Genomic DNA, 12,463 nt, shown 5'->3' with positions numbered 1-12,463 from the left:
GGCCTGACTGAACACTTCTTGACCACAAAATGCTGGACAATCTGCGGCTGGCTTTTAAAATCGGGCCCCTTTGGGTGGCCTGTTGCCTTCCCCCGATTTCGACCCGGCCCGGCCGGTGTGCATGTGAGGTATTTATGACCCAATCCCAACAGCCTTCCGCGAACGCTCCGGCGCCTAGAACCGCGGCCGACTATCAGGCCCAACTCGACGAAAAGCACGCTCGCCTCACCGAGCTGTTTGCCGGCTTCACCCTCCCGGCGCTGGAAGTGCACAGCTCGCCGGCGGAGTACTACCGGATGCGCGCCGAATTTCGCATCTGGCACGAGGGGGACGACCTCTTCCACTGCATGTATGCCCCGGCGACCAAAGAAATTATCCGGGTCGACCACTTCCCCACTGCCAGCCGCCTCATCAACCAGCTGATGCCGCTGCTGCTGGAGGGGCTGCGTCCCCATCAGGTGCTGCGTCGCAAGCTGTTCCAGATCGACTACCTCTCCACCCAGTCCGGCCAGATCATCGTCAGCCTGCTCTATCACCGCAAGCTGGAGGCCGAATGGCAACAAGCCGCCGAAGCGCTGCAGGCCGCTCTGCGCGCCAAAGGGTTCGAGCTGCAGCTGATTGGCCGCGCCCACAAGCAGAAGATCTGTCTGGGGGATGACTTCGTCATCGAGCAGCTCAACGTGGCGGGTCGCCAGCTCACCTACAAGCAGGTGGAGAACAGCTTCACCCAGCCCAACGCCGCCATCAACGAGCAGATGCTGGCCTGGGCGCTGGATGTGACCAAGGGGAGCGAAGGGGACCTGCTGGAGCTCTATTGCGGCAACGGCAACTTCTCCATCGCGCTGGCGCAGAACTTCCGCAAGGTGCTGGCCACCGAGATCGCCAAGCCGAGCGTCGACTCCGCCCAGTTCAATATCGCCGCCAATGGCGTCGACAACCTGATCATCCTGCGCATGTCAGCCGAGGAGTTCACCATGGCGATGCGTGGCGAGCGGGAGTTCAACCGCCTCAAGGGGGTCGACCTCAAGAGCTACCAGTGCAACACCATCTTCGTCGACCCGCCCCGCGCCGGTCTCGATGATGCCACCGTCAAGCTGGTGCAGGAGTACGACAACATCCTCTACATCTCCTGCAACCCCGAGACCCTGCAGGCCAACATGGCCGTTCTGGGCGAAACCCACGAGATCGCCCGTTTCGCCCTGTTCGACCAGTTCCCCTGGACCCATCACATGGAAGCCGGGGTCTATCTGCGCCGCAAGGCCGGTTGATTCAGGCAGACAGGAAAACAACAACAGGGCCGGATGGCCCTGTTTTGTTAGTGACTGAACACCGGCCTCACTCCAACCGGAAGTGGCCCACGATCTCCCGCAGCCGGTCGTAGGTCTGCTGCATCGCCGCAGAGCTGGCGACCGTCGCTTCGCCATTGTGGGTCAGCTGGCGGATCACTTCAGCGATGGCGCTCATGTTGCGATTGATCTCTTCGGCCACCGCGCTCTGCTGCTCCGCCGCCGTGGCGATATGGCTGATGAGATCGTTGATCTCCACCACTTCTCCCGCCATCAGATCCAGCGACTCGTTGACCCTGGTAGTGTTCTCGGCCGCCCCCTGACAGCTCTGCTTGGTATTGCCCATGGCATCCACCACAGTGCGGGTGCCTCGCTGCAGACTGGCCAGCATGGTCTGGATCTCGGCTGTGCTCTGCTGGGTGCGGGCCGCGAGGGAACGCACCTCGTCTGCCACCACCGCAAAGCCACGCCCCTGTTCACCAGCGCGGGCCGCCTCGATGGCGGCGTTGAGGGCCAGCAGGTTGGTCTGTTCGGCAATGCTGCCGATCACCCCCAGCACAGAGCCAATCTGCTGCACATCCTGCTGCATCGCCTCGATGGAGCGAGCAGTGGCTTCCACTTCGTCCACCAGCGCCATCACGCTGACCATCGCCTGATCCACCACCTGACGGGACTGGCTTGCCAGCTGCTGGCTCTGGCCGGTGAGCCGGGCAGTGCTGGCCGCACTCTCGGAGACGGAGACCGCGGTGCGGCTCATCTCGTTGATGGCGGTCACCACCTGCTCGGTCTCGCGTACATGGTCCGCCAGCAGGGACTGGGCGGCGCCGGTCTGACTGGCCAGCCCCTCGATACCGCTGTTGAGCTGGCCGCTCGCCTGTCGCACCTCCCCCATCATCTCCTGCAGCCGCTCGATAAAGCGGTTGATCCCGGCCGAGATCTGGCCCAGATCATCGGTACTGGTCACCGCCAGCCGGCGGGTGAGATCGCCACTGCCGCGAGAGAGCTCCAGCACCAGATCCCGCAGCGAGAGGATAGGGCGATAAGCCACGTTGAGTGCCAGTATGGCAAGCACCATCACCACCACGGCGACACCGAGCAGCGCCATGATGATCTGGCCGTTGAGTGCACGGGTCATCGCCTGGATGTAGTCGAGGTCGATGTAGCCAGTCAGCGTCCAGCTGCTGCCGCGAATATCCAGCTGGTTGGGGCGCGCTTCGCTCTCCCCCTGCGGCTTGCTGTTATAGAGGCTGTTGCCCTGACTGTCGGCCAGCGAGAAGTAGCGGCCATCGCCACTCATCTTCTCCAGCAGGCTTTTGAACTCGCTCATGTCGAGGTAGTAGAGATATGCGGAATCGGCACCGCGCGGCACCAGAATGGTGATGACCGGCTTGCCATCCACCTGTTGCAGCGGGCTGACGGTGATCTGGTTATTGGCGGCGGGGATCAGCTTGCGCAGCGCATCCACTTTGGCGCTGTCGTTGATGACCCCGCTCACGTCGAAGGCCATGTCGCCGATCACCTTGACGATGTTGTGAAAACCGGTCTCTTGCAGGGTCTTCTTGACGTTGGTCACCCCGAAGTTGAGGTTGGCGGCCAACAGGATTTTCTGATTGATGTCGCTGGCCAGCTTCTCTTTGACCAGGGTGATCTGTTCGTTGATGTTGTGGGTGGCCTGAGTGCGAATGTAGCCACTGATGAAGTGGTTGACGCTGAGCCCGGCGGTGCCGATGGTGACCAGAATGGCCAGTAGCAGCAAGAGGTAAATCTTGACCTTGAATGGCATGGGTTCCCTCCAGAAGAGAGGGCTGGCAGCGCCAACCCTCCCTGCCAATCGTTATTTCTTCTTGGCGTACTTCATGGAGTCCAGGGCCACCGCCAGAATGATGATGCCGCCCTTGATGATGAACTGCCAGTAAGGGCTGACCCCGATATAGGTCAAACCATAGTTGATCAGGGTGAAGATAAGTACGCCGGTGATCACACCCGCGACCGTTCCCACCCCGCCGGCAAACGACACGCCGCCCACCACGCACGCCGCGATGGCATCCAGCTCGTACATGAAGCCGAGGTTGTTGGTGGCACTACCGATCCGGCCCGCTTCCAGCATGCCGCCGAAGGCGTAGAAGACCCCAGCCAGCGCATAGATCATCACCAGATTAACCGCCACGTTGACGCCGGAAACCTTGGCTGCTTCCGGGTTGCCGCCGATGGCGAAGATGTTCTTGCCAAAGCGGGTCTTGTTCCACAGCACCCAGACAAAGAGGCTGGCAATGGCCGCGTAGAAGGTGAGGTACGAGAGCTTGAAGCCGCCGATCCGGATAAAGCCCTGGGCGAAGCTGGAGAAGCGGGGGTCAAAACCGGCCACCGGCGAGGCACCCACCGAGTCGAAGTAGAGGGAGTTGATACCGTAAACGATGATCATGGTCCCCAGGGTGGTAATGAACGGGGTTACGTTCAGATAGGCGACGATCAGGCCGTTGACCAGACCTATCAGGGCACCCACCACGCACACCAGCAGGATCACCGCAGGAATGGGCACCTCCCCCAGCGTCGGGAACACCTTGTTGACGTTGGTCAGCGCCTGCAGCATGGTCGCCGCAATCAGCGCTGCCAGACCGACCTGACGACCGGCCGACAGATCCGTACCCTGGGTGATGATGATGCCTGCCACCCCCAGCGCGATGATGACCCGCACCGAGGACTGGGTCAGGATGTTACTGAAGTTGGTGAGACTCAGGAAGGAGGGTTCCTTGATCACGATGATCATGAGCAGCACCAGCAGCACCACGTAGATGCCGTTCTCCTTGAGCGCCCGCATCAGATTGAAATTTTTAGCCGACTCCATAAATGTCTTCCTGTCTCTAGAGGTACAGAGATGCCAGGCGCAGTATCTCGCTCTGGTCAGTTTCTTTGGTGTTGACGATCCCGGCGACCCGGCCATTGCTCATGACCATGATGCGGTCGGTGATCCCCAGCAATTCCGGCATCTCTGACGAGATGATGATGATCCCCTTCTCCTTCTTCGCCAGCTCCAGAATGAGCTGATAGATCTCGAACTTGGCCCCCACGTCGATGCCGCGGGTCGGTTCGTCCAGCATCAGGATCTCCGGCTGGGTCAACAGCCAGCGGCCGATGATCACCTTCTGCTGGTTGCCCCCGGAGAGGGAGCCGATCTGGGTCTGCTGGGTCGGCGTCTTGACCCGCATGGAGTCGATGACCCACTGGGTATCGCTCTTCATCTTGTTGTCGCTGAGCAGCCCCATGGAGCCCTTGTAGTTGTCCATGTTGGCGATGAGGGAGTTGAAGGCGATATCGAGACGGGAGTAGATACCGGTGGAGCGGCGTTCCTCGGTCACCAGCGCAAAGCCGTTGCGGATCGCTTCGTGGGCGTTGTGGTTGGCCACCTCTTTGCCATGCAGCTTGATGCTGCCCTGGCTGCGATCGCGAATGCCGAACAGGGTCTCGACGATGTCGGTGCGCTTGGCCCCCACCAACCCGGCGACACCGAGGATCTCCCCCTTGTGCAGGTTGAAGGTCACATCCTGAATGGAGGGCTGGTTCTTCGCCGTCAGATGTTCGACCTCGAGGATCACCTCTTTTGGCTGGTTGGTTTTTTCCGGGAAGCGCTGGGTCAACTCGCGACCGACCATCATGCCGATGATCTGATCCATGGTCATCCCCTTGAGCGGCTGGGTTGCCACCCACTGGCCATCCCGCAATATGGTGATCTCGTCACAGAGCTGGAAGATCTCTTCCATCTTGTGAGAGATGTAGACGATGCCGCACCCCTTGTCCTTCAACTTGTTGATGATCTTGAAGAGGTGATTCACCTCTTTCTCGGTCAGCGAGGAGGTGGGTTCGTCCATGATGACGATCTTGGCATCGTAGGAAAACGCCTTGGCGATCTCGATCATCTGCATCTGGGAGACCGACAGGGTCGCGACCTTCACCTTGGGGTCGATGTCGATATCCAGCTCATCGAAGATGCGCTTGGTGTCGTCATACATCTTGCCGTGGTCGATAAACCACCCCTTGGTGGGGTAGCGGCCGAGCCACATGTTGTCCATCACGGTACGCTGCAGCACCAGGTTGAGCTCCTGATGCACCATGGAGACGCCATTTTCCAGCGCCTCTTTGGAGGAGGTGAAGTTGATCTCCTGCCCCTTGAAGAAGATCTTGCCCTGATCCTTCTCGTAAATGCCGAACAGGCACTTGAGCAGTGTGGATTTTCCCGCTCCGTTCTCGCCCATCAACGCATGCACAGAATGAGGACGGACCCGTAAATTGACATTATCGAGTGCCTTGACGCCGGGAAAGCTCTTACTGACGTCAATCATCTCCAACAGCCATTCTGATTGTTGCTGTGTTGTCATATCAGCCATCACATCTGGTTGAAAAAAGGGCAAGGGGATCTCCCTTGCCCTGGAGGAGGGAATTACTCGAATTGGGACAGGTTGTCTTTATCCACACCGACGTAGGCAACACGTACTACCTTGTCGACGATATTCCACTTGGTGCCTTCACCGGCCGGTTTGCCTTCAGCCAGGTTCTTGGTCAGCTCGAAGGTGGCTTTGGCCTGGTTGGCCGCATCGTTCAGCACGGTACCCGCCATGGCACCGCTCTTGACCATGGCCAGCGCTTCCGGCAGCGCATCGACGCCGAATACCGGAATGGCAGTCTTGCCCTGAGCTTTCAGTGACTCGACTGCACCCATTGCCATGCCGTCGTTGTTGGCGATGACCACTTCGATCTTGTTGGCGTTGGGGCCGGAGATCCAGGCGTCCATCTTGTCTTTCGCCATGGCGGTATCCCACATACCGGTATCCATGTGCAGTTGCTCGGTCTTGACGCCGCCATCGTTCAGGGTCTTGACCACGTAGGAGGTGCGCGCTTCGGCATCCGGGTGGCCCGGCTCCCCTTTCAGCAGCACGAACTGGATCACGCCATCCTTGTTCAGATCCCACTCCGGATGGGCTTTCCAGTGTTTGGCAATCAGCTGACCCTGGATGATCCCTGACTCCTTGGAGTCGGTGCCCACGTAGTAGGCCTTGTCGTAGCTGGCCAGATCGGTAGCGCTCGGCTCCTTGTTGTAGAAGACCACCGGGATATCTTCGCCACGGGCTTTCTCGATCACCACCGGGGCCGCAGCCGGGTCAACCAGGTTGATGGCCAGCGCCTTCACCCCTTTGGCCAGCAGCACGTCGATCTGGTCGTTCTGCTTGGACTGGTCGTTCTGGGAGTCGTTCATCAGCAGTTCCACCCCCGGAGTGGCTGCCGCCTCCTTCTCGATGGCCTTGCGCACGACCGCCATGAAGTTGTCGTCGTATTTGTAGACGGTTACCCCGATACGGGTGTCAGCCTGGGCATTGGCTCCAGCCATCATGCCCATCAGCAAGGCGGCAACTGTGGTCAGTTTTTTCATTATGTGTGCTCCGATGTGTCTATCTGTGTTGTAGGGTGGCGAGCAATTGAGCAAGCGCCAATCAATGTAATCAGTTTGTTGTCATTTCTTCTGTGATCATGACGACAAAATGAAAACGTTTACACTCTGTTACATTGAAACTTTATATTTATTTTTCAAATACATATAAATAAAAATCAGATTTGAGACTCAATCTTTCCCACAGCATTGAGGCTAGTCGTTACTGGTCTGTTGTCAAAATGGCGCACTGGCTCGACAGTCGCCTCCATAGCTGGCTTAACGGAGAGTGCAGCCCCAACGGTAACGACGCTCGAGCAGTTGATACTCGGGACGCACGCTTTGGCTCCAGGAGTCATCACCGCCCACCCCCATGTGGGCGCCATCGAGACAGACCCACAGCCCCTCTTCAACCACCAGATCGCTCTGGTGACGGGCGGCGGCCAACTGCTGCTGACTGAAGCGGCTGGCACTGAAATGGAAGCTGCCGTTCACCGTCGTGCTGCCCAGCTGCAACTGGCGGGTATCGCAGCGCAAGCCGTTGTCACTCGGGAAAATGTAAGGGGTGTGCATGGCCTCCAGCGGCAGGCTCCAGCGCCCCAGATCGGCGCCCAGCAGGCGATCCGGATAGTTCTCGTGAGGGCCGCGTCCCAACCATTCGGCTCGCGCCGGTACCTCGGCCAGATGAAGCAGCAGGCCAATCCGCGGCAGCGACGGCAGCACCTGTGCCAGCTCGGTCTCTATCTCCAGGCTCATGGCGCCATCGTCGGTAAAGCGGTGATGCCAGTGACTCACCAGCAGCAGCTCATCGTGGTGGAAGTAACCATGGCTGACCCGGATATCCCCTCCGACGACCGCGATCCCCAGACAGCGGTGCTGCCACTGACCGAGACCACAAGCCTGCCAGCGGGCAATCCAGGAGTTGGGGTCGGCGTGATCCGCTTCGCTAGTGCCAATGTCGTTGTCGAGCGGCGCCCGATAGAAGTGATCCATGATCGGCGCCAGCAACTGCTCCTGCCCCGATTTTTGCCAACTGGTGATGCGGCCGCTCAGCTTGTCGAGCCGCCACTGGCTGTTTGCGGCGGTGATCCGCCAGCCATCCGGCTGCTCGCTCAGGGTGGCGGCAGCGACCGGCGCTGGCAGGGCAAGGGGGGTCGGCAGGGTGAACTGCTGACGGGCGACCTTGTGATCCGCCTGCGACCAGGGGGTAGCCTGCGGCTGAACGATGGCAAGATCGAGCCAGGCCAGTGAGCCTGCCGCAAAGGGGGGCAACGCCTCGCTCAGAGTCAACTCGATCACCCCCTGTGGCGCCAGCTCAAGGGAAACCTCCCCCTGCTGCTGCACATGGCCGTTCTCACACAACTGCCAGCAAAGCCGCTCGTTATCGGTTTCCCGAAACAGGTATTCGCTCTCGATCCGCACCCGCAGCGGGGTGTGCTCGAGCAGGGCAAAACGGAACGGCTGTTGGGCGCGCTTAGCCTCGCACAGGGCGGGATGGGGGGTGCGATCCGGGAACAGCAGGCCGTTGCAGCAGAACTGGCGATCGTTTTGCACATCACCAAAGTCGCCGCCATAGCCCCAGTAGTGGCGACCATCGATGGTGTATTTGTCGAGCCCCTGATCGACCCAATCCCAGACAAACCCGCCTTGCAGACGTGGATGATCGCGAAACGCCTGCCAGTAGTGGGCGTAGCCCCCGAGACTGTTGCCCATGGCGTGGGCATATTCGCAGAGGATCAGCGGCCGGTGCTCGCCGGGCAGGCCGATCCACTTGGCCAGCGCCCACTTGGGCACCGCCGGGAAGGGCTGATCCTGATGGGTTCTGGCATACATGGGGCAGATGATGTCGGTGGCCGGGGTATCGGCCCCGCCCCCCTCGTACTGCACCGGACGGCTCGGATCGCTGCGCTTGATCCAGCCATACATGGCATCGTGGGCCGGGCCGTAACCCGACTCGTTGCCCAGCGACCAGATGATGATGGAGGGGTGGTTGAAATCCCGCGCCACCATGCGGGTCGCCCGCTCCAGAAAGGCATTGCTCCAGGCGGGATCCCGCGCCAGCCGCCCCATCGGAGTCATGCCGTGGGTCTCCAGATTCGCCTCGTCCACCACATAGAGACCGAGCCGATCGCAGAGGCGATAGAAGTCGGGGTGGTTGGGATAGTGGGAGCAGCGCACCGCATTGAAGTTGTGGCACTTCATCAGCAGCAGATCCCGCTCCATGGTGGCGCGATCGATGGCATAGCCTTTGGCGGGGTGATGCTCGTGACGGTTGGCACCGCGCACAAGCAGCGGCTGACCGTTGACCCGCAGCAGGCCGCCACGGATCTCCACCACCCGAAAGCCCACATCACATGCCTCGCTCTCGATAACCTGGCCCTGTTCGTCCAGCAGGGTCAGGGTCAGGCGATAGAGATGGGGCGTCTCGGCGCTCCACTTGCGCGGCGCAACCACGTCGAGCCAGCACTCGGCGCGATCGTCATACGCCCCTTTTTCATCAATGGTTTGGGTGCCAATCGGCTGGTGCAGGGCCGCGACCCGCTCGCTGCCGTCATAAAGATTGGCCTCCACCGACAGACCGGCCCCATTGGCCACCTGCAGTGCAATCTTGAGACGACCATCCCGATAGCAGGCATCCAGCTCAGGGGTGACCCGGATATCCATCAGATGGCGGGCCGGTTTGTGCAACAGGCTGACGGAACGGAAAATCCCCGACAGCCACCACATATCCTGATCTTCCAGATAGGAGCCATCGGACCAGCGCAGCACCAGCACCGCCAACCGGTTGCAACCGGCGTGCAGGTAGGGGGTCAGATCGAATTCGGCAGGCAGGCGGCTGTCCTGGGAGTAACCGACCCAGCGGCCGTTGCAGAAGAGGTGGAAGGCGCTGCTCACCCCGTCGAAGATGATCCGGCTCTGGCCACTGGCCAGCCAGTCGGTAGGAAGTTCGAACTCGCGTGAGTAGCAACCGGTGGGGTTCTCTGCTGGCACTCGGGGCGGATCGCAAGGAAAGGGGTACTTGATATTGGTATAGATGGGGCCATCGGTGGGCGGCCGCGCGGCCGGATAGGCGGCATCCAGCTGCCAGTTGCTCGGCACTGTAATGGGGCAAACATCCACCAGATCCTGCGCCAGCCAGCTCTCGGGCACCAATTCGGGAGCGGCAAAGAAGGAGAAGCGCCACTCGCCATCGAGCAAGAGACGGGAGGAAGAGGCCAGATCACCCCTGGCATCCGCTTCGCTGCGCCAGCTGAACATGGGGGTATGGGCAGCCAGACGGTTTACCGACGTAATGGCCTGAGTCTGCCAATCCTGACGCGCCACTATCTCCCTGAGCATTCACTCTCTCCCTGCTGATTGAAAAACGAATTCAGTCTAGAGAAGTATGACGCAGGGAACGGCGATCTCGCTCACACAGATGTAAACGATTACACTAATTTTGTTAAGTAAAGCGGAGTAAAAATGATTAAAAACAGGTAAAACAATAACTGTGCAAGAAACGGCCCCGAACAGGGCCGCAAAAGGGGGCTATCCGGCCCGAACCGGTGCCACCGAGTGGCGATTGATCAGGGTGGGGGTATAGATCCGGCTCTGGGTCGCGTCACTCTCCCCCGCCGCCAGCTGAATGGCCAGCTTGGCCGCCTGGGCCGCCATCAGCTCAATGGGATAGCGCATGGTGGAGAGCTTGGGGCGCAAATATCTGGCATAGATGATGTCATCGAAGCCCACTACCGAAACCTCCTCCGGCACTCGCAGGCCGTTGTCGGCCAGCACTGAGATGGCGCCCGCCGCCATGGCATCGTTATAGGCCACCACGGCGGTCACCTTGAGCCCCTTGGCCAGCAGGTTGAGCATGGCGCGCTCGCCCCCCTCCTCGTTCGGCGTGCCGCTCTCGATAAGCTCGGGATCGGCTGCCAGACCGGCTTCCATCAGCCCATCCTGATACCCCTGCAGACGCAAGGTGGCATCCTCGATGGCGTGATCCGAGCTGATAAAGGCAATATGGCGGTGGCCCAGCTCGATCAGGTGGCGAGTCGCCGTAGCCGCCCCCAGCCGATTGTTGAGGGCGATGCAGCGCCCCTTGAGGGCCGGAATATCGCGGTTGATCAGCACCATACCGGGCACTCGCATGGCGTAATCGTAAAGTTCCTCGTCGCTCAGCGCCTTGCTGTGCACCACCAGCGCCTCGCAACGCTTGCCGATCAGCAGCTCGATCGCCTCACGCTCCTGACGCGCCTTGTGAAAACCGTTACCCATCAGCAGGTGAAGGTTCTGCTCGACGGCGATGCCGGAGACCCCCTTCACCAGTGCACCGAAGAAGGGATCCGCCACGTCACCGACCACTACCCCCATGGTGTCGCAGGTCTGGCTGACCAGTGCCCGCGCGTTGGCGTTGGGGGTGTAGCCCAGTTCGGCCATGGCCTTCTGCACCACTTCGCGAGACGCGGCACTGGCCTTGGGGGAGTTGTTCATCACCCGTGAAACCGTTGCCACCGACACATTGGCCAAACGGGCGACATCCTTGATGGTGCTCATGCTGTTTTCACTTCTTTCACTGTGCAATAGAGCGCCATTATACCCAGCAAACCCTTTGAAAACAGAGGTGAAACGCATATCTGCCATCAGGATGATCACAAAAACAGTGTAATCGTTTACACCGTTTTGCAAGCAAGCTCACAGTTTGGTCGCCACACCCTCGGCTAGACTGCTTCCAGACACTTTTTCAGTGGAGAGCAAGATGAATGTTCTGGTCACCGGCGGTTGCGGATATATCGGCAGCCACACCTGTCTGGCCCTGCAAGCGGCAGGTATGAATCCCGTGGTGGTCGACAACCTCTGCAACAGCAAGCGCAGCGTATTGACTCGAGTCGCGGCTATCAGCGGCCAGCAACCAGTGTTCTATCAAGGAGATATTCGCGATGCCACCCTGCTGGACCGGATCTTCGCCGAACAGCAGATCGACGCAGTGATCCACTTTGCCGCCCTCAAGGCGGTCGGTGAGTCGACTCGCATTCCACTGGATTACTACGAGAACAACCTCGGCGGCACCCTCACCCTGCTGCAGGCGATGAAGCGGGCCAATGTGCACAATCTGGTGTTCAGCTCCTCGGCGACCGTCTACGGCGATCCCGCCAATCTGCCGATCCGCGAGGATTTCCCCCGCAGCGCCACCAACCCCTACGGACGATCCAAGCTGATCATCGAGGAGATCGTCGAAGATCTGCAGCTGGCCGAGCCCCACTGGAGCATGACCCTGCTGCGCTACTTCAATCCGGTCGGCGCCCACGAATCGGGCACCATGGGTGAAGACCCGCAGGGGATCCCCAACAATCTGATGCCCTATATCACCCAGGTCGCCATCGGCCGTCGCGACTGCTTGTCTGTCTTTGGAAACGATTACCCCACCCCGGACGGCACCGGTGTGCGCGACTACATCCACGTGATGGATCTCGCCGAAGGGCATGTCAAGGCGCTGCAACACTGCGCCGGCAAGGGTGGCGTGCACACCTACAACCTGGGTACCGGTCAGGGCCAGAGCGTGTTGCAGCTGGTCGCCGCTTTCTCTGCTGCCTGTGGCAAGCCGTTGCCATTTCGCATCGAACCGCGCCGCCCGGGCGACATCGCCGCCTGCTGGGCCGATCCGGCCAAGGCCGAGCGCGAGCTGGGCTGGCAGGCGACCCGCAACATCGACGCCATGTGCGCCGACAGCTGGCGCTGGCAATCTGCCAATCCGAACGGTTACGAGGAGTAGGCCAGC

General features: G+C 60.4%; 8 protein-coding genes. 2 read left to right on the top strand and 6 right to left on the bottom strand.

Annotated elements, in window-relative coordinates; genetic code table 11:
• The first annotated feature begins 134 nt into the window (after nucleotides 1-134).
• Entirely contained in the window at nucleotides 135-1,268 is a 1,134-nt protein-coding gene (gene trmA, locus AB5Y99_RS02475; protein ID WP_368208603.1) for a tRNA (uridine(54)-C5)-methyltransferase TrmA, read from the top strand.
• A 67-nt stretch (nucleotides 1,269-1,335) separates the two neighbouring features.
• On the opposite strand, the gene AB5Y99_RS02470 is transcribed toward trmA, so the two are convergent.
• From AB5Y99_RS02470 to AB5Y99_RS02445, 6 genes are all read right to left on the bottom strand, one after another.
• Entirely contained in the window at nucleotides 1,336-3,069 is a 1,734-nt protein-coding gene (locus AB5Y99_RS02470) for a methyl-accepting chemotaxis protein (RefSeq protein WP_368208602.1), read from the bottom strand.
• 51 nt (nucleotides 3,070-3,120) lie between these two features.
• Entirely contained in the window at nucleotides 3,121-4,131 is a 1,011-nt protein-coding gene (gene mglC / locus AB5Y99_RS02465; protein ID WP_368208601.1) for a galactose/methyl galactoside ABC transporter permease MglC, read from the bottom strand.
• A 16-nt stretch (nucleotides 4,132-4,147) separates the two neighbouring features.
• A complete protein-coding gene (gene mglA / locus AB5Y99_RS02460) occupies nucleotides 4,148-5,668 on the bottom strand; it encodes a galactose/methyl galactoside ABC transporter ATP-binding protein MglA (protein WP_368208600.1) in 1,521 nt (506 codons plus the stop codon).
• 53 nt (nucleotides 5,669-5,721) lie between these two features.
• Nucleotides 5,722-6,708, bottom strand: coding sequence for a galactose/glucose ABC transporter substrate-binding protein MglB (gene mglB / locus AB5Y99_RS02455; protein WP_005340747.1), 987 nt, complete (start codon nucleotides 6,706-6,708; stop codon nucleotides 5,722-5,724).
• 276 nt (nucleotides 6,709-6,984) lie between these two features.
• Nucleotides 6,985-10,044, bottom strand: a complete 3,060-nt coding sequence (locus tag AB5Y99_RS02450) for a beta-galactosidase (protein WP_368208599.1) — start codon at nucleotides 10,042-10,044, stop codon at nucleotides 6,985-6,987.
• A 189-nt stretch (nucleotides 10,045-10,233) separates the two neighbouring features.
• Nucleotides 10,234-11,241 (bottom strand): substrate-binding domain-containing protein, encoded by a 1,008-nt coding sequence (locus AB5Y99_RS02445; RefSeq protein ID WP_041915397.1) that lies wholly within the window; start codon nucleotides 11,239-11,241, stop codon nucleotides 10,234-10,236.
• Nucleotides 11,242-11,443: 202 nt separating this feature from the next.
• On the opposite strand from AB5Y99_RS02445, the gene galE reads away from it, so the two are divergent.
• Entirely contained in the window at nucleotides 11,444-12,457 is a 1,014-nt protein-coding gene (gene galE, locus AB5Y99_RS02440; protein ID WP_368208598.1) for a UDP-glucose 4-epimerase GalE, read from the top strand.
• Nucleotides 12,458-12,463: the final 6 nt, after the last annotated feature.

The organism is Aeromonas sp. R4-2, from assembly GCF_040908295.1.
GTDB lineage: Bacteria > Pseudomonadota > Gammaproteobacteria > Enterobacterales > Aeromonadaceae > Aeromonas > Aeromonas veronii.
Note: the sequence above shows the minus strand (reverse complement) of the source record. Positions and strands in the feature narration are given on the sequence as shown.